Source organism: Variovorax sp. 01N429 (assembly GCF_056399425.1).
The window spans coordinates 104,008-125,079 of the sequence record NZ_JBFTRG010000013.1; the positions used below are offsets into that span (position 1 = coordinate 104,008).

Genomic DNA, 21,072 nt, shown 5'->3' on the forward strand with positions numbered 1-21,072 from the left:
CGGGGGGACGGCCTTTCAAGCCCTCCCCCGCCGCGCGGCAGTTTCGGTTGCGCGTGGCCGATACCAGAGCATGCGTCGCGGTAACAACGGGCCAAGCTGGTCATCCTGCGAGCAGCAGGCTTCACGCGTTACATGGAACTACTGTGTCGCACGACAGGCGGGGCCGGCGTGATGGCTTAGCGTCACTGCCAATGGCGGGCAGTTGTACTGCGAGAGACAATCCGCACATGACTTCGACCGCAGCGGACAGCACCTCCACCTTCACCATCGAGCGTTTCGACGTTTTCGTGTTCCGGGCACCAGCCGACCCGCCGGTGCAGACCTCTTTTGGAGTGATGCGCGATCGTCCCGCGGTGCTGGTGCGCCTGACCGACACCGAGGGCGCCGAGGGCTGGGGTGAGATCTGGTGCAACTTTCCGACCGTGGGCGCGGAGCATCGGGCGCGCATGGCGCTCGCGTATTGCCGCCCGGCAGTGATGGGCCGCGCGTGGTCGCATCCGCGCGAATGCTTCGACGAACTGACGCGCCGCTTCGCCGTACTGGCATTGCAGACCGGCGAACACGGCACGCTCAACCAGATCGTCGCGGGCGTCGACACCGCGCTGTGGGACCTCTACGCACGCCGCAAGGGCAGACCGCTGTGGCAGGTGCTCGGCGGCGTCGAGCCCCAGCCGGTGCAGGTCTATGCCTCCGGCCTCAATCCCACCGATCCCGAATTGCTCGCTCTGCAGAAGCGCGAAGAAGGCTATCGGGCATTCAAGCTCAAGGTCGGATTTGGCGCCGAGCGCGATCTCGCCAACCTGCGCACGCTGCGGGACGCGCTGGGCGACGATGCGACGCTGATGGTCGATGCCAATCAGGCGTGGGATTTCGACGAAGCGTGCAAGGCCGGCGAGCGCATGGAAGATTTCGACCTGCTGTGGCTCGAAGAGCCGCTGCGTGCCGACCAGCCCGCCCATCGCTGGAAAGAGCTGGCCGAGCGCCAGTCGCTCACCCTGGCGGGCGGCGAGAACCTCGCCGGCTTCGCGCAGTTCCGCGAATTCATCGCGGCCGAAGGCATGGCGATCATCCAGCCCGATCTGGGCAAATGGGGCGGCTTCAGCGGCTGCCTCGAAGTGGCGAAGCTCACTCTCGCCGCCGAGAAGTGGTACTGCCCGCACTGGCTGGGCGGCGGCATCGGGCTTGTCGCGTCGATGCATCTGAAGACTGCTGTCGGCGGGCCAGGCTATGTCGAAGTCGATTCGAATCCGAACCCGCTGCGGGAACTGCTCGCGGTCCCCAACTTCACGGTCAACGACGGCTGGGTGCAACTGTCGAACGAACCCGGGCTGGGCGTCGTGCCGGACCTCGGGGCATGCAGGGGCTTCTTGGTCGAACTGCCGCTCGTCGGTTTGTAGGGTCGTCGGGTTTGAGTCGGGTTTGAGAATGGGACGGCTGCCGGGCCATCAATAGATCGGAGGCTCCGGCGTCGGTGCGTTGCCTTCGAGACTCAGGAAGTCGCAACCCAGGTGCGCCTGCGTCACCTCGTGCTGGAAGATCTTCGTGTAGCCGCGCACATAGGCTGGCGCGGGCGGCTTCCATTGCATGCGCCGCTCGGCCAATTCTTCATCGGACACCAGCATGTCGAGGCTGCGGGCACCGATGTCCAGACGCACCATGTCGCCGGTCTTCAGCAAAGCCAGCGGCCCGCCGATCGCGGACTCGGGCGACACATGCAGCACGCAAGTGCCGTAGTGCGTACCGCTCATGCGCGAATCCGAGATTCGCACCATGTCGCGCACGCCTTCGCGAAGCAGCTTCTTCGGGATCGGCAGGTTGCCCCACTCGGGCATGCCTGGGCCGCCCACCGGACCGCCATTGCGCAGCACGAGCACGGTCGACGCATCGGCGTCGATGTTCTCGTCGGCCATCGCCGCCAGCATCTCGGCGTTGGAGTCGAACACCAGCGCGCGACCCGTGTGCCGCAGCAACTCGGGCGTCGCGGCAGAAGGCTTGATGACCGCGCCATCGGGGCACAGGTTGCCACGAAGCACGGCAAGTGTGATGCCGGCTTCGGGGCACTCGGGCGTGCCCTGCTTGAGGGGCATTGCCGGATCGAGGATGGTTCCATCGTCGTTCGAAGGCCAACCGGCGATGTCTTCCCCGAGCGTGCGGCCGGTGACGGTGCGCGCCGAAAGATCGAGATGCGCCGCGATCTTGTTGAGCACCGCGGGCAGACCGCCTGCGTAATGAAAGTCTTCCATCAGCTTTTCGCCCGACGGATAGAGGTTGGCAATGACCGGAACGCGCCGCGCGATGGCGTCGAGTTCGTCGATGCCCAGGTGGATGCCCGCGCGCCCCGCCATCGCCGGCAGATGCACCGCGGCGTTGGTCGACCCGCCCAGTGCCATGTAGGCCGCCACTGCATTGAGGAACGAAGCCTTGCTCACGATGCGCGAAGGCTTGAGGTCTTCCCACACCATAGCGACGATGCGCTCGCCGCAGCGCCACGACATGCGGCTGTGCTCCGAATCGACGGCCGGGATGCTCATTGCACCCGGCAAGGTCAGGCCCAAGGCTTCGGCGATGGCCGTCATGGTGCTGGCCGTGCCCATGGTGTTGCAGGTGCCCGGCGTGCGCGTCATGCGCGCTTCCAGGTTCACCCACTCTTCTTTGCCAACGTTGCCGATGGTGTATTCAGCCCAGAACTTCTTGGTATGGGTGCCCGCACCCACCGCCTGGCCCTTGTAGCGGTCGTTCATCATCGGCCCGGCGGGCAGGAAAATGGCGGGGATATCCATCGACAGCGCACCCATGATGAGCCCCGGCGTGGTCTTGTCGCAGCCGCCCATGAGCACCGCGCCATCGATCGGCAAGCTGCGCAGCAGCTCTTCGCACTCGATGGCAAGCAGGTTGCGATAGATCATCGTGGTCGGCTTGACCATCACTTCGCCCAGGCTCAAGGCCGGCAGTTCGAGCGGATAGCCGCCGGCCTGCAACACGCCGCGCTTGACGGCCTCGGCACGCTCGCGCAAGTGCGCATGGCATGGCGAGAGTTCGCTCCAGGTGTTGATGATGCCGATGACCGGCCGCCCCATGAACTCCTCGCGCGCGAGCCCTTGCTGCTGCATGCGCTGGCGGTGTGCGAATCCGCGAATATCGTCGCTCGCGAACCAGCGTTGGCTGCGCAGGTCCTGGAGGGTCTTCGCGCGGGTGGCTTCGGTCGACATGCGTTGTGTTCTCTGGGGGTTGCTTCAGTAGGTTGCGGGCGCTGGCGCGGCATTCGGTGCGCTGCGCTGCTTGAATCGCGCCGCCACGTCGTCGGCGCTCTTGCGAAGCAGCACCTGGTCGTTGGCGACGGCCACGAACAGTGCGCCTAAATTAAGCAACTCCTGCGCGCGCGGCTCGTCGTTCATGAGAATACCCGGCGCCTTTCCGCACGCCAGGATGCGCGCGATGGCCTTGTCGATGGCTGCGCGCACAGTCGGGTGGTTGACCTGCCCCGCGACACCCATGCTCGCCGACAGGTCGCCCGGGCCGATGAACACGCCATCGACACCATCGACATTCGCAATGTCTTCCAGATGCTCGAGCGCTTCGGCCGTCTCGACCTGCACCAGCACGCAAAGCTCGTTCGCGGCGTTGGCGACGTAGCCCGCGTCGCGGCCGAACTTCGACGCGCGTACCGTGCCGCCCATGCCGCGGATGCCGCTGGGCGGATAGCGCGTTGCAGCCACTGCCGCCTCGGCTTCGGCGCGGTTCTGCACGAAAGGAAGCAGCAGCGTCTGCGCGCCGATGTCGAGGTATTGCTTGATCAGGACCGGGTCATTCCACGGCGGCCGCACGACCGCCGAAGTCGGCCGGTCGCGCTCGGCCTGCACTGCCTGCAACTGCCGCAGCATGGTCGTCGGATCGCCGGGCGTGTGTTCGGCGTCCAGCAGGATCCAATCGAAGCCGGCACCCGCGAGCAGTTCGGAGATGTAGGGGTCCGGCAGCGTCGACCAGATGCCGATCTGAGGGATGTTCGCCGCAAGGGCGTGCTTGAATGCGTTGCGTGTGGGCATGGACTTCAATTCGGGTTGTTCATTGGCTGCCGCGCCAGAAGGCGATCTGCGCGGCGACCTGGTGATCGATCATGGTCTTGCCGCCGACGACTTGCAGCCCGCGCGCACTGCATGCGGCCATGAGTTCGGTGTCGCGGGCGGCGATGATGTCGAACAGCGCCGCATCCGCGGGCAGCAGCGTCGGGTCGAACGGCATCGGGTCGCCCGCATGCAGGCCCAGAGAGGTCGCGTTGATTGCAAGGCCCGCGCTGCTCAGGCTCTCGGCACGTGTGTCGATGCGGACATCCGGAAAGGGCTTGCGCACTTCGGAAGCGAGATGCTCCGCGCGCTCGGGCTCTCGATTGATCACATGAAGTTCTCGCACACCGGCTGCCGCCAATGCAAACGCAATGGCCGTGCCGGCACCGCCCGCGCCGACCAGCACCACGGGCCGATCCGTCCACAGGATGCCGTTGGCACGCGCGGCCTCGACGAAGCCGACGCCGTCGAAACTCTCGCCCGACCATTGGCCGTCGGCGTCGATCCGCATGGTGTTGACCACGCCCGTGCGCCGGGCCTCCGGCCCGTGCCGTACGCACAATGCATGCGCTGCGGCTTTGTGCGGAATCGTGAGATTGAGCCCCTGGAGATTGCCGACGCGCGCAAGTTGCGCCACCGTGGCTGCGAAGTCATCCGGATGCACGCCCATCGGCACGAGGCACCAATCGAGCCCCGCCGCCGCAAAGGCCGGGTTGTAGATGCGCGGTGCGCGCACATGGTCGACCGGATGCGCAAGGATCGGAACGAGGCGCGTCGCGCCGCTGAGCGATGCGGGAACCATGGCGTCAACCCTTCACAGCGCCGGCGGTCAAGCCGCTCACGAGATAGCGCCGCACCAGCATCGAGAAGACGAGCACAGGCGCCATGACCAGCGACCCGCCTGCCGCGATCTTTCCCCACTCCCATCCTTCGTAGTTCATGAAGTTCACGACCGCGACGGGCGCGGTGCGCGCGTCGGTTCGCGTGAGGATGAGCGCGAAGAAGAAGTCGTTCCAGGCATACAGGAAGCACAGGATGGCCGTGGCCGAAATGCCCGCCGTTGCCATCGGCATCACGATTTCGAGGAACACGGTGCCGAAGCCCGCGCCGTCCATCAACGCCGCCTCTTCGAGCGATGCGGGCACGGCGTCGAAGAAGGGTTGCATCATCCAGATGACCAGCGGCAGGTTGAAGGTCATGTAGATCATGATCAGCCCCGTGCGCGTGTCCAGCAGCCCCAACCAGCGATAGGCAAGGAAGAACGGAATCGTGAAAGCGATCGGCGGCGCCATGCGCGTGAGCAGGATGCCCAGCCCGATCCCGAAGCGTCCGCGCCCGGTCCAGCGAGAGAGCGCATAGGCCGCCGGTATGCCGAAGATCAGCGCAAGCAGTGTCGACACGATGCTCGTGATCAGACTGTTGACGAAAGATTCCGGAAATCCCGCCTGCCAGAGTCCCACGTAGTGTTCGAGCGTCGGCATGAAGATCACGCGCGGCGGAAACTCCAGGATCATCGGCGTCGGCTTGAACGACATCTGCAGCAGCCACAGGAAAGGCAGCAGCATGACAAACAGGATCAGCGGCACGGCCCAGCGCGCGACGGGCCAGCGTTTGCGCCAGGGCGATTTGTGCAATGAAGTCGTCGTCATTCCGCCGCCCCCGCATTGCGGCTCAGGCGCATCGCACCCCAGCTGATCAGCACCGTCGCGGCCAGCAGCACCACGGTGATGGCACTCGAATACCCGAGTTCGCCGAAATTGAATGCCACGAGATACGCGTAGTAGTTGGTCACCTCGGTCACCGAGCCCGGTCCGCCGCCGGTCAACAGAAAGATCAGGGGAAACGCCTTGATGCTGTCGATGAGCCGGAAGAGCGTGCACACCAGCAGCACCGGCGCGATGTAGGGCAACACGATGTGGCCGAACACCCGCCAGGCGTCGGCGCCATCCATGCGCGCCGCTTCGACGTATTCAGCGGGCAGCGTCTGCAGTGCGGCCAGCACCATCAGGAAGGTAAAGGGCGCCCATTCCCATGTGTCCGCAATGACGATCGACCACAGCGCGAAGTCGACGTGCGTGGTGAGCGCGGGCAAGGCGATACCGAGCGCGTGCGCGGCTTGATAGATCGGGCTGATGTCGGGCGTGTAGACCAGCTTCCAGATCACCGCCACGACGATCGGAGGCAGCACCATCGGGATGACGAAAAGATGCCGCAGCGATTTCCAGCGCTCCTGGCCCGAATGCACCAGCAGTGCGAGCCCGGTGCCCAGCAGCACCTGCAGCACCACGGTGTAGAGCGACAACCGCGCCTGCACGGCCAGCGAGCCGACGAAGCGCTCGTCGCCGCCCAGCAGCTTGTAGTTGCGCAGCGGGTCCGAGAAATCGCCCAGCGAGCCGGGATTGACCAGCGCGCCCGGCGTGAGACTCGTGACGAGCAGGAACAGCGTCGGCAGCCCCGCCACGATCAGCAGGAAGATGAGGCTCGGCGCAATCGCCATCCGCGTGAAGCGGCGGCGCTGCAGGTCGTAAGACTGCCCACTCATGTGATCAAGCCGGCGTTCACACCTTCGCGCCCGAGCGACGCAGCGCCGAGACGGCGGATTCCTGCGCCGCCTTCATCGAGTCGGCCGCACTCTGCTGCCCCGAGACCACGCGTTCGACCGCCTTGTTGACCACATCGCCGACGAGCGGGAATTCCTTGACCGTGCGATAGGCCATGTAGTTGTGCGTCTTGCCCGGCTGCTCCAGCACTTCGAGATAGAGCTTGCCGAGGTCTTGCCCGTTGATGGTGTTGATGCGCTTGTACTCCGCGCTCTCGATGATCGAGCGGCGGCAGACGGAAGGATGGCCGGTGTCCTTCACGATGCGGGCGGTGAGCTCGGGGCTCAACGTCCACTTGATGAACTCCCAGGCGGCTTCCTTGTTCTTCGCGTTCTTCGGAATGCCGAGGCCCTGGCTGTTCGATGCGGGGTAGTCGCCCTTGGGGCCGGCGGGCATGCGCATGACGCGCGCCGTGTCCTTCACCTTGCTGTCGGGCGCAGTCAGCATCGCGCTCACCCATGAACTCGAATGAATGAAGATGTTCGAGCGCCCGCTGATCAGCGCCGCACGCGCCTGGTCTTCGGTGTAGCCGAGCACGCCCTGCGGACTGTATTTGGACAGCAGCTTCGAATAGAACTCCGTCGCCTGGATGGAGGCGGCCGAGTCGAGCGCGGGCGTGATGTCGGTTGGCGGTTTGACGAAAAGGTCGCCGCCGTAGCCCTGGATGTACGGCGGCAGGAACCAGTGATGCAGATTCGAGCTGACGAAGCCTGTGACGCCGTCCTGACCGTTGATGGCTTCGGCCACCTTCATGAGTTCGTCGAAAGTGCGAGGTGCTTCCACGCCGCGCTTCTTCATGAGGTCGGTGCGGCTGACGCCCATCAGCATCGCCCCGCCCTCCCACGCGAAACCGTAGGCCTTGCCGGCCTTGTCGAGATACGGCAGCTGCGCGCCCTTCACGAAGTCGTCAGGGTTCCAGTTCGCCGGCGTGTGCTTGGGGTCCGTGGCGAAGTCGCTCAGGTTGGCGAGCAGGCCCGCGGCAACCCAGCGTGCGGCCAGGATGAAGGTGACGTTGCAGAAATCCCAGGCGCTGCCGCCCGACGACAGCTCCAGGTCGGCCTGCTGGTTGTAGACCGGGAAGGCCGACAACTGCAGGTCGACCGTCATGCCCGTCTGCTGCTCGAATTCGGGGATGTACTTGCGCAGGATGTTGAAGAAGCCGTGCTGGTAGGCCGCACCGCGCAGCTTGACGCCGGCAAAGGGCTTGGCCTGCGCGATGGCCGGAAACGCCAGCAGGCTGCCTGCGCCGACCGCCGCACTGGCGGCCGCGGCCTTCAGGAGGCTGCGGCGTTTCGGGTCGATGTCGAGAGAGTGCGGGAGGCTCATGGTCGTTTCTCTTTCTTCCGGTTCATCCGTGTGTCGGCTGTGTGGTCGGCTGATGAAGAATATGACAGACAAATAAATTGATCTTTCTCATGGTAAACCCGGAAGTTAGGCCTGTTTCAGGTCGGATAACCTTATTTTCGAAAACAATATGTCCGACGATAAACAAAAACATGAAGCGCCGAGCGCTGCCCTGCGGCGCGGCCCGATGGCCGTGACCGAGGCCCTCGCGAGCCGCGTCATCGCCGGCGAATGGGGAGATGGATCACCGCTGCCGACTGAGATGGAGCTGGCCGATGAGCTCGGCGTGGCGCGCACGTCGGTACGCGAGGCGCTCACCCGTCTCAAGGCCAAGGGCCTGATCGCGTCGCGCCAGAAGGCCGGCACGCGCGTGCTGCCGCGCACGCAATGGAACATGCTCGATGAAGACGTGCTGCGCTGGGCGTGGTCCGGCAATGACCGCGTGCAGATGGCGCAGCACCTGATGCAACTGCGGCGCATCGTCGAGCCGGCGGCCTGCGAGATCGCAGCGGCATCGGCGCCCGATTCGGCCATTGCCGCCATCGAGCGCGCCTACCGCATGATGGACGCGGCCGGCATGGACGCGGTCGCCTATGCCGGCCCAGACCTCGAGTTTCATCACGCGATCCTGGCGGCGACTGGCAATCCGTTCCTCGTCGCCTTCGGTGCAACCATCCAGGCCGCGCTGCGAACCTCGTTCGAGCTCTCCACACGCCAGCCCGGCGCGCCTCGCAAGAGCTTGCCGCTGCATCGCGAGGTGCTCGACCAGATCTGGGCGCGCAAGCCGGCCGCCGCCCGCCGCGCGATGGAAGAGCTGCTCGGTCTCACTGAAACGAACATCCAGCGCGGCGTGGCGAGATCCGCCGCCGCGCCATCGACCTGACTTCCGATCTGCAATCTCCAATCTTTGACCTCCGACCTCCAGGGACGCCCCACATGGCAGACATTCAACTGAAATCCATCAGCAAGCGCTTCGGCGACGTCGAAGTCATTCCGGGCCTCGATCTCACGATGCCCGACGGGCAGGTGACGGTGCTTCTCGGCCCATCGGGCTGCGGCAAGTCCACGTTGCTGCGGATGATCGCGGGGCTCGAAACACCCAGCGGCGGCGAGGTAATCATTGGCGGTCGCGTGATGAACGACGTGCCGCCCGCCGAACGCGGCTGCGCGCTGGTGTTCCAGAACTACGCGCTCTATCCGCACAAGACGGTGCGACAGAACCTTGCGTTTCCGTTGCGCATGGCCAAGGTCGACGCCGCGCGGCAGCAGCAGAGCGTCGATGAAATCGCCCGCACGCTCGAACTCACGGCGCTGCTCGACCGCTACCCGCGCCAACTCTCGGGCGGCCAGCGCCAGCGCGTCGCCATGGGCCGCGCGATGATCCGCCAGCCCGAAGTCTTTCTCTACGACGAGCCGCTGTCGAACCTCGACCTCGAATTGCGCGTGAAACTGCGGCTGGAGATTGCGCGCATGCAGCGCTCGCTCAAAGCCACCGCGGTGTACGTGACGCACGACCAGACGGAAGCGATGACGCTCGCCGACCAGATCGTGGTGCTGCGCAAGGGCCACATCGAACAGGTGGGCTCTCCGCTTGCGCTCTATCGCTCGCCGGCCAATCTCTTCGTGGCGGGCTTCATTGGCACGCCGCGCATGAATCTCTTCAAGGTCGATGCAACGGAGACCGACAGCGAAGGCACGCGCCTGCGGATCGGCGACATGACCGTTCGCGTCCCGCAGCGGCTTCAGGGCGACGTCAGCACGTTCGGCTTCAGGGCCGAGCAGGTGCGCATCGGTACGCCGCTGCCCGGCCAGGTCGCGCTCGAACTCGCTGATTGCGAAACACTGGCGGTGGAACAACTGGGCGATCGCGCCTTCTGCTACTTGCGGTCGCCGATCGGCGAACTCGTGCTACTGACGCCCGGCGCCGACACCGAACTGCCCCGCACGCTGCATCTCGCGCTCGCGCCGGAAGCGCTGCATTTCTTCGATGCGAACGAAGCCGCACTGAAGCGTGCCGCACCGGCCATGGCCATGGCCATGGCCTGAACGCCACTCAAGCCGGCGGGCTTTCGCCGTGCAGCCGGACAATCAGCGACCGCAGCCATGTGATAGCTGGGTCCTTGTGATAACGGCCATGCCAGAACAAGCTGATCGCAATCTCCGGCAGCTTGGCGGGATTGCGGACGTATGACAGGCCGAAGGGCTCCACCAGCGCCTGCGCGAGGCGTTCGGGCACCGTAGCAACCAGGTCGGAGTCATGCAGGATGTGCCCGACCGCGACGTAATGCGGCACCGTGAGCACGACCTTGCGTGCGATGTTCCTGCGCCTCAGGAGTTCGTCGGCCTGCCCATGGCCGGTCCCTTCCGAGATCACCACGACATGATCGGCCGCTGAAAATTCGCCGAGGGAAATGGAGCGCTTGTCGAGCGCGTGACCGCGCCGGAACATGCAGACATAGTGCTGCTTGAACAGCCGACGCTGGAAGTAGCCGGCCCTGAGTTGCGGCAGCAATCCGATCGCGAGGCTGACGTGCCCTGCTTCCATCTCGTCCTGCAAGTTCACTGCCGCGTTGCGCACGGTGCTCAGCGAGACGCCCGGCGCCACGCGCGACAGCTCCTTCATCAGCTTGGGGAGAAAGTAGATCTCTCCGATGTCGGTCATGCCGACCGTGAAAGCGCGCGTCGAAGTGGCGGGGTCGAAGCTCGCGCGCTGATTGATGGCCGCGTGAATCACCTGCAGCGCACGCGCCGTGGGCTCCGCGAGCTGTTGGGCAAAAGGCGTGGGCTCCATGCCCTTGGGCGTGCGCAGAAAGAGCGGGTCGTCGGTGAGCTTGCGCAGCCGCGCCAGCGCATTGCTCACTCCGGGCTGCGAAAGCCCAAGGCTGGTCGCAACCTTGGAGACGCGGCGGTCAATGAGCAATTGATTGAAAACCACCAGGAGGTTGAGATCGATGTCCTTGAGCTCCATGATCATTCACATCCACATTCACATTCGCCAAATCAATAAAGACTATTCGCCGTATTCTATTGAACGATGACGATGCCTTGACGATCATTGAACCGCGCGACAAGCCGCACGACACAAGGAGACACGCATGGACGACACATCGGCCGTCTTCCCCCAGAAGATCCACTGGGAAGACCAAGGCACGAGCCGCATCCCCTTCATGGCCTACACCGAGGCCGACCAGCATCGGCGCGAACTCGAACGGTTCTTCTATCGGGGCCACTGGTGCTACGTGGGCCTGGAAGCGGAGATCCCGAACGCGGGTGATTTCACGCGCACGGTGATCGGCGAGCGCTCCGTCATCATGGTCCGCGACGCCGAAGGCGCCATCAATGTGATCGAGAACGTGTGCGCGCATCGCGGCATGCAGTTTTGCCGCGAGCGGCACGGCAACAAGAAAGATGGCGGATTCACCTGCCCCTACCACCAGTGGAACTACACGCTCAAGGGCGACTTGCAGGGCGTGCCTTTCCGGCGCGGGGTCAAGCAGGACGGTAAGGTCAACGGCGGCATGCCGGCCGACTTCAAGCCCGCGGAACACGGGCTCAACAAGCTGAAAGTCGCAACCCGTGGCGGTGTCGTCTTCGCTTCTTTCGATCACGATGTCGAATCGCTCGAAGACTTCATGGGTCCGGCAATCCTCGGCTACTTCGACCGGCTGTTCAATGGCCGCAAGCTGAAGCTGCTCGGCTACAACCGCCAGCGCATTCCAGGCAACTGGAAGTTGATGCAGGAGAACATCAAGGACCCCTACCACCCAGGACTGCTCCACACCTGGTTCGTGACTTTCGGGCTCTGGCGCGCGGACAACAAGTCGGAGCTGAAGATGGACGCGCACCACCGGCACGCTGCGATGATCTCGACGCGCGGCGCGAGCGGCAAGGCGGACCAGGTCACGCAGGTATCGAGCTTCAAGGAAAGCATGCAGCTCAACGACGACCGCTTTCTCGACATCGTGCCCGAGCCCTGGTGGGGCGGCCCCACGGCGGTGATGATGACGCTGTTCCCGAGCGTGATCCTGCAGCAGCAGGTCAACAGTGTCTCGACGCGGCACATCCAGCCGAGCGGGCCCGGCAGCTTCGATTTCGTCTGGACGCACTTCGGGTTCGAGGACGACGACCAAGTGATGACGAAGCGCCGCCTTCGCCAGGCCAATCTTTTCGGACCCGCGGGATTCGTCTCGGCGGATGACGGCGAAGTGATCGAGCTTTCGCAAAAGGGCTTCGAGCAGAAGCCATTTCATCGAACCCTGGCCGAACTGGGCGGGCGTGAGGTCGGCGATACCGACCACATGGTCACCGAGACATTGATTCGCGGCATGTACGAGTACTGGCGCAAAGTCATGGAGGCATGAGATGGAGTTCAGAGACTACTTCGAGCTGAACCAGCTCTATGCCGACTACGCGAGCGCCGTCAGTTCCGGCCATTGGGAACTCTGGCCCGAGTTCTTTACTGAAGACTGCACCTATCGACTGCAGCCGCGAGAGAACTTCGAGAGAGGCTTTCCACTTGCGACGCTGTCTTTCGAGAGCAAGGGAATGCTCAAGGACCGCGTCTATGGCATTCGGGAGACGCTGTTCCACGACCCTTACTACCAGCGCCACGTCGTTGGTGCGCCGGTTGTGCGCAAGTCGGAGCCCGGCCGGTTCGAATGCGAGGCCAACTACGCCGTGTTTCGCACCAAGCTTTCGGAGCTATCGTCGGTCTTCAATGTCGGGCGATATGTCGACATCGTCGTGCGCACCGAACAGGGCCTCAAGTTCGAGTCGCGACTCGTCATCTACGACAGCGAGATGATCCCGAACTCCGTCATCTATCCACTCTAAGAACATAACGAGAGCAGACATGAACGAGCAGCTTTGGACCGATGCCGCACCCGTGGACGATGTGCCGGTCGACGATGTCATTGGCATGGTGGTGGACGGGCGTGACATCGCGCTCTACAGCGTGGATGGCCAGATCTTCGCGACCGACAACATCTGCACCCACGGCCATGCACGGCTGTGCGAAGGCTTCCTCGAGGGGCATGAGATCGAATGCCCCTTGCACCAGGGCAAGTTCGACGTGCGCAATGGGCAACCCACCTGCGCGCCCGTCACCGAGGCGATCCGTTCGTACCCGGTCAGGATCGAAGCCGGCCGGGTGTTCCTTTCGCTGACATGACCGCCGAGACTGTCGCGGAGACCATCGCCATCGTCGGCGCCGGACAGGCTGGCGGATGGGCTGCGCGGACCTTGCGTGCCGAGGGCTTCAAAGGCCGCGTGGTCCTGATCGGCGACGAGCCGCATCGGCCGTACGAGCGTCCACCTTTGTCCAAGGCCGTGCTCTCGGGCGAAGCAACTGCGGAGAGCACCTATCTGATGAAGACCGAGGCATTCGACGCATTGGACATCGACTGGCGGCCGAACGTCAGGGCGACATTCATCGACAAGGCCGCGAAGCGGCTTCACCTGTCGCGGGGAGATTCCGTCCCATATTCCGTCGGATACGACAAGCTCATCTTGTGCAATGGCGGTCGCGCGCGGCGACTGAGCATTCCCGGCGCGGATCTGCCCGGCGTCTTCACTCTGCGGAGCATCGAGGATGCAAAGGCGTTGGGTGCCGCTCTGTCTCCAGGCAAGCGCTTGCTCGTCGTTGGCGGTGGCTGGATCGGTCTCGAAGTCGCCGCGACTTCGAAGAACAAAGGCATGCATGTGACGGTGGTTGAAGCGATGGGCCGCCTGTGCGAACGCACGGTCCCGCCGGAGATGTCGGGCTATCTGCACCAACTGCATGCTTCGCACGGTGTCCACATCGAGCTCGGCACCGGCGTCGAGCAGTTGATGCCCGCGCCGCAAGGTGGCTTGATGGCCGCTTTGGTCGATGGTCGCCGACTCGCATGCGATGCCGTGCTGATTGGCGTGGGCTTGATCGCCAACGACGAACTCGCGCGCGAAGCAGGACTGGACTGCGACGGCGGCATCGTGGTCGACGCGCAGTGCCGCTCGTCGCATGCCGACATCTTCGCCGCGGGCGACGTAGCGAACTGGCACTGCGATTGGGCCGGGCGACGGATGCGGCTCGAGTCGTGGCAAAACGCGCAGGAGCAAGGGATTGCTGCGGCGAGGTCAGCGCTGGGCATTGAAGTGAATCACCAGCCCTTGCCCTGGTTCTGGTCCGATCAGTACGACATCAATCTGCAGATCTTTGGTGTGCCCTCGCCCGCTCACGAGGTCGTGGTGAGAGGCGACCGGGACTCCAAAAGCTTCGTCATGTTCTTTCTCGATGGAGACAGGGTCGTTGCGGCGATGGGCCCCAATTCGGCAAAGGACTTGCGGTTTGCGCGACGCCTGATCGAGCTTCGCGCAAGTGTCGATGCGAGCCGACTGGCGAACCCTGGCGTGCCACTCACAAAGGTCCAGGCATCCTGACTTGTTGGAATCAGCGTTCTTTTCCATACTCCTGTTTGCAGACAAGGAGCAAAGGCATGCAAGAGACGCAGACACTGATCCCCGCCGCCGATCTGGCAAAGAAGGCAAAGAGACCGTTCCCGGGCTCGTCCGCCGAATACGATGCTGCGCGAGAGGCGCTGCTGGCCGAAGAGATCGAGTTTCGTCGTCACATGACGCGCATGGTCGAGCAGCGCCAGGCGTTGCCGCCGGGGCCGGTCATCGACAAGGACTACCGCTTCAAGGACGAACAGGGATTCGAGGCGGGGCTGATCGATCTCTTCGGCGACAAGGACACGCTCGTCACCTACTTCTGGATGTATGGACCGCAGCGCGAGCGGCCGTGCCCGATGTGTACCAACCTGCTCGGGGCACTGAACGGCAACGCAGCCGACATCAAGCAGCGTGTCGCGCTCAAGGTGCTCGGGCGTTCGCCCGTCGGGCGGCAGTACGCTTTCGCACAGGAGCGGGGCTGGCGTGACCTGAATTTCGTGCAGACGGTCGGCGACGACTATGCCAAGGACATCGGCGTGCTGCAGCCGGACGGAAGCGAATACCCGGCGTTGATCGTGTTCAAGCGCGACGGCGACAAGGTCCGGCTGTTCTGGGCGTCTGAAATGACCGGCGAGATGTCCGACCCCGGCCAGGATCCGCGCGGCGCGCCAGACATCGCCCCGCTCTGGTTGATCCTGGACCTGACGCCCGGCGGACGCGGGACCGACTGGTATCCGAAGCTCCAGTATTAGGAGGCCCAATAAGGCAAGCTTCGGCTTCATGGCATCTCAGCTGATACAGATCATCGGACCCGGCGGCGCTCCCTATCAACTGGGCCAGCCGATGCTGATGTTCGCCGGCCGCCTGTTTCTGGGCCGCGTGGATCCGGTGCGCCTCCGCAATGGCGGCACGGAGGTGTACTTCGGAAGCTTCGCACCCACGTCCGTGACGCAGGGGGAGCCGCGAAACGTCGGCGCGTTGCTGTTCTACGAAGCCTGCGCCTATATCACTCGCCATTACCCGCAGGTCCAGGTCATCCGTTTCGCGTCTTCGCGCCCGATGCCGGGCGTTGGAGATCCGGCGTTTCAGGCGGCGTCCCGCGTGGCGGCCGTCGAGCGCATCGGTGCGACGAATGTCCAGGTCACGCCGGCGCAATCGGGGCTCATCGTCGTCTCCGGCACCTGGGCCTACAACGAGCGCAACCTGCACGCACTCAACATGGCCCTGGAAGAGCATCGCGCCATCTTTCGGGCGGTCGCCATCGGTCGGACCAACGGCTGGCCGTCCTGGCTCCGGCGAGTCCGGCGCATCGTTTCGTGGCGTCGGCGCGCATAGCCGGGGCGTGAGCAGCCCGGCGCAGGCGGATGGCATGTGCCTTGCTGGCGGACGCAAGATGAGCCGGCCGAGTGTCTTGCGCGTCGGGTCTTGGCGCTTGCGACTGTCGAAATGCTCGCGCCGCGGCCCTTGTCGACGGCTCCTTCTTTCTCGTGTCGCTGCGGCTTACCTCCTCGAACACCTCGCTGCCGTCTGCTTGCCTGAGCGGGATCGAATAGCCGGGGGCGCCAAAGCGCGTCTTCATGTCTTCGTCGTCTTTTTCGGCGCCCTACTCGCGGCCTGCAGCGCCGCCGCCTGCGCGGCGTGCTTCTCGCCCCGCGAGGGCCTGTGCGCCTTGCCAGCCTTGGAATTCTTGGCTTCCTTAGGCTCCTTTCTTTCCTTCGGCTTCTCTTTGGCCTCCGGGTGATGCGTTCTCACCAACTTGTCGATGGCCTTCGCCCTCGGCAGCAGCGCCTGCGCTTGGCGCTTCGCACGCTCCTCCTTGAGCAGGCGGCGCTCCTCGGCCAGCTTTTGTTCGGCTTCGGACGGCTCGTGGTCCGCCCCCAGCGAGTGGACACGGTCCATCGTGGCCTTGTGAAGCATCGCGCCGTTCTTCGCGATGCGGTGAGTCATCGATGCGATGCGAATGGGCATGTTGCGATCTCCTTGGTGAGTGGAAGACCAATGTAGGCCGGCCTCAGCGTCTTGCCAATCGATTAATGCGGCCTCGCGCGCCACTGGCTGCGCACCGCTTGCTGCTCTGGCGATGAAGGCGATGAGATTGATGGGGGCGTGAGCGCCCTCAAGTGGCCTTTGCCGAGTTCTGTGGGCTGCGACCTTCTTGCCGTCGAGCAGCCTCGCTGCGGCCAGCAGGAATGCGCCGCTGCAAACCGATGCGATACGACGCACCTGCAGCGATCCCCAGGCGCATGATGCTGGTTTAGGTGGTTGCCAGCGAACTGAGCATAGAAAGGACCTCGCAGTCCAGGAAATGCAGTCGCGGGATGACGGACATGCCGCGGTTGGCAAACGAGACGGCATCGCCGTCATGCCGAGGCGGCATTTCCGCGCCGACGGCAACGGCTTTTATGCTCCCGGGCATTTGCACCGAGACACCATGCCCGCCTACTGCATCGCGAATATCGAAGTCCACACGCCTGACATTTACGAGTCCTATCGACGTCATACGGCCGGGACGTTGCCGAAGTTCGGGGGACGGTTCCTTGTCCGTGGCGGCGCCACCGAGGTCGTCGAAGGGTCCTGGCAGCCCGCGAGGCTCGTCGTCATCGAATTCCCTTCGATGGACGATTTGCAAGCCTGGTATCGGTCTCCGGAGTATCAGGCGATCGTCCGAGGTCGACACGGGGGCGCGCGCTCGGAACTCGTGTTCGTGGAAGGCTTTACTTCTTGAAGCCCAGGACTACGCTACAGCCACACCGGAAAACCGGATCGCACCAGGAGACAAGACATGACCGGCATCTTCGACCAGGACCTGCCGCGCAACGAAGCCAATCACGCGCCGTTGTCGCCGCTGTCGTTCATTGAACGGGCAGCCGAGGTGTACCCGGACCGGCCCGCGGTCGTCCATGGCGACTTGCGGCGCACATGGAGCGAGCTATACACACGCTGCCGCCAGCTGGCCGGTAAGCTGGCCAATAGCGGCATTGGCAAGGGCGACACCGTGGCCGTGATGCTGCCCAATACGCCGCCCATGGTCGAGGCGCACTTCGGCATCCCGATGGCAGGCGCGGTGCTCAATGCGCTGAACACGCGGCTGGACGCGGAGACCGTCGCCTTCATGCTGGACCACGGCGAGGCCAAGGCGCTGATCGTCGATGCCGAGTTCGCGGGCGTGGTGAAGAAGGCACTGGCGCTGCGCAAGGAAAAGCGGCCGCTGCTGGTGATCGATGCGGAAGACACGCTCTTCACGGGCGCGGCGGAGCGCATCGGCAGCATCAGTTATGAGGCGTTCCTGGCGCAGGGCGACCCGCAGTTCCCCTGGCAGCTGCCCGGCGACGAGTGGGACGCCATCGCGCTGAACTACACCAGCGGCACCACGGGCAACTCCAAGGGCGTGGTCTACCACCACCGCGGCGCGGCCATCAACGCCATCAGCAACATCCTGGAGTGGGACCTTCCCAAGCATGCGGTGTACCTGTGGACGCTGCCTATGTTCCATTGCAACGGCTGGTGCTTTCCGTGGACCATCGCCGCGCGCGCGGGCGTCAACGTCTGCCTGCGCAAGGTGGATGCCGGCGCGATCATCGACGCGATCAAGCGCCATGGCGTGACCCATTACTGCGGCGCGCCGATCGTGCACGGCATGCTGGTGAATGCGCCTGACGAGATGAAGAAGGGCCTGCCTCAGGGCGTGAAGGCCATGGTCGCCGGCGCGGCGCCGCCTGCTTCGATGATCGAAGGCATGGAGCGGCTGGGCTTCGACCTGACCCACGTGTACGGGCTCACCGAGGTCTATGGACCGGCCACTGTCTGCGCCAAGCACGCGGCCTGGGACGCGCTGGACATTGGCGAACGCGCGCGCCTGAACGCCCGCCAGGGCGTGCGCTACCACCTGCAGCGCTCGGCCCGCGTGCTGGACCCGCAGACCATGAAGCCGGTGCCGATGGATGGCGAGACCATGGGCGAAATCATGTTCCAGGGCAACATCACCATGAAGGGCTACCTGAAGAACCAACGGGCGACGGCTGAAACGTTTGCCGGCGGTTGGTACCACACGGGCGACCTGGCCGTGCAGTATCCGGACGGCTATATCAAGATCAAGGACCGCAGCAAAGACGTGATCATCTCGGGCGGCGAAAACATCTCCTCCATCGAGGTGGAGGACGTGCTGTACCGCCACCAGGACGTGCTGGCCGCCGCCGTTGTCGCCAAGCCGGACGCCAAGTGGGGCGAAACGCCCTGCGCCTTCGTTGAACTGAAGGCCGGTGCCCAGGTGACGGCGGCGGATATCGTGGCGCATTGCAAGAAGCACCTGGCGGGCTTCAAGGTGCCCAGGGCGGTGGTGTTCGGCGAGCTGCCCAAGACCTCGACCGGCAAGATCCAGAAGTTCGAGCTTCGCAAGCAGGCCGGTTCGGCTGCGGCAATCGACATCTGAGCCTGTAACGTCAATGGACGGTGGGGCCTACCCCGGTACGCCATAGCTGCTGCAGAGTAGACTGCTGCTGGCCCCGTCTCAGGTCGCGCCATCGGAGCGCAATGTCGCCACTTCGGCGCCACCGAGGCACGGCTTTTGGGAAGCCATGAACGTTAGGCAGCTGCGCTACTTTCTCCAAATCGCCGAACTCGGCAGCGTGACGCGCGCGGCGGAGGTCCTGCACATCGCCCAGCCGGCGCTGTCGCGCCAGATGCGCTCGCTCGAAGAAGACCTCGACGCGGCTCTGTTGCACCGTTCCGAACGCGGCATCACGCTCACGGAGGCCGGCGAATGCCTTCGCGAGAGCGCCGTCGAACTGCTGCGGCACTTCGATCGGGTGCGCTCGGAGGTTCGAGATCGGTCTGGCGATCCTAGCGGTGTGCTAACGATCGCGTTGCCTCCGTCCATGTCGGAGCTGCTCGCATTTCCGGTCATACAGCGGTTCAGGACCAGCTACCCCAATGTCTTGCTGAGGGTGTTCGAAGGCTCAAGCGGAGTCCTCGACGCGTGGTCGATGGTTGCACAGGGCAAGGCCGACATGGCGGTGGTCTCCTCCGGCGAACCGCTCGCCAGTCTCGAAGCCTACCCGTTCATCGAAGAGCCAATGTGTCTGCTCGGCCCACCCGAATCAGGTCTTGCCATGGACAAGCCATTGACACTGGAAGATCTCGTCAATCGGCCGATGGTCGCGATGAGCCGCCCCAATGTGGGACGCATGATCGTTGAACGTGCGATGGCCGAGCGCAATTTGCGCCTCAACGTTGCGATGGAGGTCAACACTCGGCAACTGGTGCTGAAGGCCGTGGAATCAGGGTTGGGCTTCACAACCCTGCCCCTGTGTTCCGGGAGCGACCTGCTTGAGCGGGGTGCCATCTCCATGGCACCCATCGAGGGCGTGGTGATCTCCTGGCTCTTGATCAAAGGTCGCGAACAGGGGTTGTCCGTTGCAGGCCAGCGCATGCAACTCATGCTTCGTCAAGTTGCACACGAGCAGATGTCCACCGGTCGCTGGCCACTTGCCAGGCTGAAGGGGTTCATGCCGTCAGAGGACAGGCCCGGTCCGCCACCTTTGACGTGACACCCGCATCGGCATGGGCTCCATGCCGCGAAAGCATTTCCGCCGCTATCGCCCGGTTGCTAACCTCTCCTCAAGTCACATTACTACTAGAGGAGACAGTCGTATGAACAGGCGAAACATGATCGCCGGATCGATCGCGTCGATGCTGGGAACCCAACTGCACGCGCAGGGTAGCAACGACTATCCACACCGCCCGGTAACGCTCATCTTTCCGTTCCCAGCCGGATCGCCGGGCGATGCGGAAGTGCGAGAAATTGGCAGCTCGATGCAAAAGGCCACGGGTCAGCCGCTCGTCATTGACTATCGCCCCGGCGCAAGCGGCACCATCGGCACGCAACTCGCCCAGCGTGCCGCACCGGACGGTTACACGCTGCTGTACGGCTCCACGACCTCGATCGTGACAGGACCCGCCGTCACCATGAAGTCCCCCTACAGCGGCACAACCGACTTCGAGCCAGTCACAGGCATTGGGCGGATGGACGGGGTGCTGATCGTGCCGGCCGATTCCAAGTACCGCACCGCCCAGGAGCTTGCCGAGGCGCTCAAGGCCAATCCGGGCAAGTTGAATTACGGCACGATCGGTCCTGGCTCGATGTCGCACCTGATTGGCGAACTCTACCTGCGGACCGTTGGCGCGACAGCGACGCCTGTCGCGTACAAGGGAACGCCGCAGGCCGTGCAGGCGCTGGTCGCCGGAGAGATCGACTTCCTCGCCGACAGTGTGGCGTCATCCGGCGGCCTCATCAAGGCCGGAAAGGTCCGCCCGCTCGCAGTGGCATCCAACGAACGCCTGTCCCAATTGCCTGATGTCCCGACATTGACCGAGACTGGCCTCAAGTTGGTACTCGGAGTGTGGCTCGGGTTGTTTGCGCCGAAAGGGACGCCTCGTCCGGTGCTGGATCAGTGGGCGCTGTACGCGAGCGACTATCTCCGCGGCGCGGACGTGCGTTCGAAGTTGCTTGCGAGGGGCATAGAACCGACCCCGAGCACGCCGCAGGAATTTGCGCGCCAGGTCGCAGCGGACGAGGCGCAGTGGCGGCCGCTTATCAAGTCGTTGAACGTCCAGATTTGAAAGTCGCGACATGACAAGCC

21 protein-coding genes are annotated in these 21,072 nt (G+C 64.2%); 13 read left to right on the forward strand and 8 right to left on the reverse strand.

The genetic code is table 11. The annotated features are described in order from the left end of the window. The first annotated feature begins 227 nt into the window (after positions 1 to 227). The gene (locus AC1DSF_RS21910) at positions 228 to 1,397 is read left to right on the forward strand and encodes a mandelate racemase/muconate lactonizing enzyme family protein (protein WP_478183418.1); all 1,170 of its coding nucleotides are present in this window, start codon (positions 228 to 230) and stop codon (positions 1,395 to 1,397) included. A gap of 48 nt (positions 1,398 to 1,445) precedes the next feature. Here AC1DSF_RS21910 and araD read toward each other — a convergent pair whose 3' ends face one another. The 6 genes from araD to AC1DSF_RS21940 are packed head-to-tail and all read right to left on the reverse strand — an operon-like array spanning position 1,446 to position 7,987. Further along, complete coding sequence (gene araD, locus AC1DSF_RS21915; protein ID WP_478143433.1) at positions 1,446 to 3,209, reverse strand: L-arabinonate dehydratase; 1,764 nt, start codon at positions 3,207 to 3,209, stop codon at positions 1,446 to 1,448. Positions 3,210 to 3,233: 24 nt separating this feature from the next. Then, entirely contained in the window at positions 3,234 to 4,043 is an 810-nt protein-coding gene (locus tag AC1DSF_RS21920; RefSeq protein ID WP_478127734.1) for an HpcH/HpaI aldolase family protein, read from the reverse strand. Positions 4,044 to 4,062: 19 nt separating this feature from the next. After that, positions 4,063 to 4,863, reverse strand: a complete 801-nt coding sequence (locus tag AC1DSF_RS21925) for a shikimate dehydrogenase family protein (protein WP_478183419.1) — start codon at positions 4,861 to 4,863, stop codon at positions 4,063 to 4,065. A 4-nt stretch (positions 4,864 to 4,867) separates the two neighbouring features. Continuing rightward, the gene (locus AC1DSF_RS21930) at positions 4,868 to 5,710 is read right to left on the reverse strand and encodes a carbohydrate ABC transporter permease (RefSeq protein WP_478183420.1); all 843 of its coding nucleotides are present in this window, start codon (positions 5,708 to 5,710) and stop codon (positions 4,868 to 4,870) included. Continuing rightward, positions 5,707 to 6,603, reverse strand: a complete 897-nt coding sequence (locus AC1DSF_RS21935) for a carbohydrate ABC transporter permease (RefSeq protein ID WP_478143436.1) — start codon at positions 6,601 to 6,603, stop codon at positions 5,707 to 5,709. The genes AC1DSF_RS21930 and AC1DSF_RS21935 overlap by 4 nt, the downstream gene beginning before the upstream one ends. 16 nt (positions 6,604 to 6,619) lie before the next feature. Next, the gene (locus AC1DSF_RS21940) at positions 6,620 to 7,987 is read right to left on the reverse strand and encodes an ABC transporter substrate-binding protein (RefSeq protein ID WP_478183421.1); all 1,368 of its coding nucleotides are present in this window, start codon (positions 7,985 to 7,987) and stop codon (positions 6,620 to 6,622) included. A gap of 148 nt (positions 7,988 to 8,135) precedes the next feature. On the opposite strand from AC1DSF_RS21940, the gene AC1DSF_RS21945 reads away from it, so the two are divergent. Both AC1DSF_RS21945 and AC1DSF_RS21950 read left to right on the forward strand, forming a co-directional pair. Next, on the forward strand, positions 8,136 to 8,888 hold the full coding sequence (locus tag AC1DSF_RS21945; RefSeq protein ID WP_478183422.1) for a FadR/GntR family transcriptional regulator: 753 nt from the start codon (positions 8,136 to 8,138) through the stop codon (positions 8,886 to 8,888). A gap of 53 nt (positions 8,889 to 8,941) precedes the next feature. After that, on the forward strand, positions 8,942 to 10,051 hold the full coding sequence (locus AC1DSF_RS21950) for an ABC transporter ATP-binding protein (protein WP_478183423.1): 1,110 nt from the start codon (positions 8,942 to 8,944) through the stop codon (positions 10,049 to 10,051). Positions 10,052 to 10,058: 7 nt separating this feature from the next. On the opposite strand, the gene AC1DSF_RS21955 is transcribed toward AC1DSF_RS21950, so the two are convergent. Beyond that, positions 10,059 to 10,973 carry a LysR family transcriptional regulator gene (locus AC1DSF_RS21955; RefSeq protein WP_478127773.1) on the reverse strand — a complete coding sequence of 305 codons (915 nt, stop codon included), beginning with the start codon at positions 10,971 to 10,973 and terminating at the stop codon, positions 10,059 to 10,061. Between the two features lie 127 nt (positions 10,974 to 11,100). On the opposite strand from AC1DSF_RS21955, the gene AC1DSF_RS21960 reads away from it, so the two are divergent. From AC1DSF_RS21960 to AC1DSF_RS21985, 6 genes are read left to right on the forward strand one after another with little or no spacing between them, the layout of a single operon-like run. Next, complete coding sequence (locus AC1DSF_RS21960; protein WP_478183424.1) at positions 11,101 to 12,366, forward strand: aromatic ring-hydroxylating dioxygenase subunit alpha; 1,266 nt, start codon at positions 11,101 to 11,103, stop codon at positions 12,364 to 12,366. 1 nt (position 12,367) lies between these two features. After that, entirely contained in the window at positions 12,368 to 12,838 is a 471-nt protein-coding gene (locus AC1DSF_RS21965; RefSeq protein WP_478143440.1) for an aromatic-ring-hydroxylating dioxygenase subunit beta, read from the forward strand. Positions 12,839 to 12,857: 19 nt separating this feature from the next. Next, complete coding sequence (locus AC1DSF_RS21970; protein ID WP_478143441.1) at positions 12,858 to 13,175, forward strand: non-heme iron oxygenase ferredoxin subunit; 318 nt, start codon at positions 12,858 to 12,860, stop codon at positions 13,173 to 13,175. Then, positions 13,172 to 14,422 (forward strand): NAD(P)/FAD-dependent oxidoreductase, encoded by a 1,251-nt coding sequence (locus AC1DSF_RS21975; protein ID WP_478183425.1) that lies wholly within the window; start codon positions 13,172 to 13,174, stop codon positions 14,420 to 14,422. The genes AC1DSF_RS21970 and AC1DSF_RS21975 overlap by 4 nt, the downstream gene beginning before the upstream one ends. 56 nt (positions 14,423 to 14,478) lie before the next feature. Continuing rightward, positions 14,479 to 15,186, forward strand: coding sequence for a DUF899 family protein (locus AC1DSF_RS21980; RefSeq protein ID WP_478183426.1), 708 nt, complete (start codon positions 14,479 to 14,481; stop codon positions 15,184 to 15,186). Between the two features lie 28 nt (positions 15,187 to 15,214). Continuing rightward, positions 15,215 to 15,769, forward strand: coding sequence for a hypothetical protein (locus AC1DSF_RS21985; protein WP_478183427.1), 555 nt, complete (start codon positions 15,215 to 15,217; stop codon positions 15,767 to 15,769). A 240-nt stretch (positions 15,770 to 16,009) separates the two neighbouring features. Here AC1DSF_RS21985 and AC1DSF_RS21990 read toward each other — a convergent pair whose 3' ends face one another. Further along, positions 16,010 to 16,402 (reverse strand): hypothetical protein, encoded by a 393-nt coding sequence (locus AC1DSF_RS21990; RefSeq protein WP_478127776.1) that lies wholly within the window; start codon positions 16,400 to 16,402, stop codon positions 16,010 to 16,012. Between the two features lie 337 nt (positions 16,403 to 16,739). On the opposite strand from AC1DSF_RS21990, the gene AC1DSF_RS21995 reads away from it, so the two are divergent. From AC1DSF_RS21995 to AC1DSF_RS22010, 4 genes are all read left to right on the forward strand, one after another. Next, positions 16,740 to 17,159 carry a DUF1330 domain-containing protein gene (locus AC1DSF_RS21995; RefSeq protein ID WP_478127747.1) on the forward strand — a complete coding sequence of 140 codons (420 nt, stop codon included), beginning with the start codon at positions 16,740 to 16,742 and terminating at the stop codon, positions 17,157 to 17,159. Positions 17,160 to 17,216: 57 nt separating this feature from the next. After that, positions 17,217 to 18,863, forward strand: coding sequence for an acyl-CoA synthetase (locus AC1DSF_RS22000; RefSeq protein WP_478183428.1), 1,647 nt, complete (start codon positions 17,217 to 17,219; stop codon positions 18,861 to 18,863). A 145-nt stretch (positions 18,864 to 19,008) separates the two neighbouring features. Continuing rightward, complete coding sequence (locus AC1DSF_RS22005) at positions 19,009 to 19,980, forward strand: LysR family transcriptional regulator (protein WP_478183429.1); 972 nt, start codon at positions 19,009 to 19,011, stop codon at positions 19,978 to 19,980. 103 nt (positions 19,981 to 20,083) lie between these two features. After that, entirely contained in the window at positions 20,084 to 21,052 is a 969-nt protein-coding gene (locus AC1DSF_RS22010) for a Bug family tripartite tricarboxylate transporter substrate binding protein (protein ID WP_478183430.1), read from the forward strand. Positions 21,053 to 21,072: the final 20 nt, after the last annotated feature.

Bases quoted from the DNA above. Each gene is read 5' to 3' on its own strand.
- AC1DSF_RS21910 (WP_478183418.1), top strand. From the start codon at position 228: ATGACTTCGACCGCAGCGGACAGCACCTCCACCTTCACCATCGAGCGT.
- araD (WP_478143433.1), bottom strand. From the start codon at position 3,209: ATGTCGACCGAAGCCACCCGCGCGAAGACCCTCCAGGACCTGCGCAGC.
- AC1DSF_RS21920 (WP_478127734.1), bottom strand. From the start codon at position 4,043: ATGCCCACACGCAACGCATTCAAGCACGCCCTTGCGGCGAACATCCCT.
- AC1DSF_RS21925 (WP_478183419.1), bottom strand. From the start codon at position 4,863: ATGGTTCCCGCATCGCTCAGCGGCGCGACGCGCCTCGTTCCGATCCTT.
- AC1DSF_RS21930 (WP_478183420.1), bottom strand. From the start codon at position 5,710: ATGACGACGACTTCATTGCACAAATCGCCCTGGCGCAAACGCTGGCCC.
- AC1DSF_RS21935 (WP_478143436.1), bottom strand. From the start codon at position 6,603: ATGAGTGGGCAGTCTTACGACCTGCAGCGCCGCCGCTTCACGCGGATG.
- AC1DSF_RS21940 (WP_478183421.1), bottom strand. From the start codon at position 7,987: ATGAGCCTCCCGCACTCTCTCGACATCGACCCGAAACGCCGCAGCCTC.
- AC1DSF_RS21945 (WP_478183422.1), top strand. From the start codon at position 8,136: ATGTCCGACGATAAACAAAAACATGAAGCGCCGAGCGCTGCCCTGCGG.
- AC1DSF_RS21950 (WP_478183423.1), top strand. From the start codon at position 8,942: ATGGCAGACATTCAACTGAAATCCATCAGCAAGCGCTTCGGCGACGTC.
- AC1DSF_RS21955 (WP_478127773.1), bottom strand. From the start codon at position 10,973: ATGGAGCTCAAGGACATCGATCTCAACCTCCTGGTGGTTTTCAATCAA.
- AC1DSF_RS21960 (WP_478183424.1), top strand. From the start codon at position 11,101: ATGGACGACACATCGGCCGTCTTCCCCCAGAAGATCCACTGGGAAGAC.
- AC1DSF_RS21965 (WP_478143440.1), top strand. From the start codon at position 12,368: ATGGAGTTCAGAGACTACTTCGAGCTGAACCAGCTCTATGCCGACTAC.
- AC1DSF_RS21970 (WP_478143441.1), top strand. From the start codon at position 12,858: ATGAACGAGCAGCTTTGGACCGATGCCGCACCCGTGGACGATGTGCCG.
- AC1DSF_RS21975 (WP_478183425.1), top strand. From the start codon at position 13,172: ATGACCGCCGAGACTGTCGCGGAGACCATCGCCATCGTCGGCGCCGGA.
- AC1DSF_RS21980 (WP_478183426.1), top strand. From the start codon at position 14,479: ATGCAAGAGACGCAGACACTGATCCCCGCCGCCGATCTGGCAAAGAAG.
- AC1DSF_RS21985 (WP_478183427.1), top strand. From the start codon at position 15,215: ATGGCATCTCAGCTGATACAGATCATCGGACCCGGCGGCGCTCCCTAT.
- AC1DSF_RS21990 (WP_478127776.1), bottom strand. From the start codon at position 16,402: ATGCCCATTCGCATCGCATCGATGACTCACCGCATCGCGAAGAACGGC.
- AC1DSF_RS21995 (WP_478127747.1), top strand. From the start codon at position 16,740: ATGCAGTCGCGGGATGACGGACATGCCGCGGTTGGCAAACGAGACGGC.
- AC1DSF_RS22000 (WP_478183428.1), top strand. From the start codon at position 17,217: ATGACCGGCATCTTCGACCAGGACCTGCCGCGCAACGAAGCCAATCAC.
- AC1DSF_RS22005 (WP_478183429.1), top strand. From the start codon at position 19,009: ATGAACGTTAGGCAGCTGCGCTACTTTCTCCAAATCGCCGAACTCGGC.
- AC1DSF_RS22010 (WP_478183430.1), top strand. From the start codon at position 20,084: ATGAACAGGCGAAACATGATCGCCGGATCGATCGCGTCGATGCTGGGA.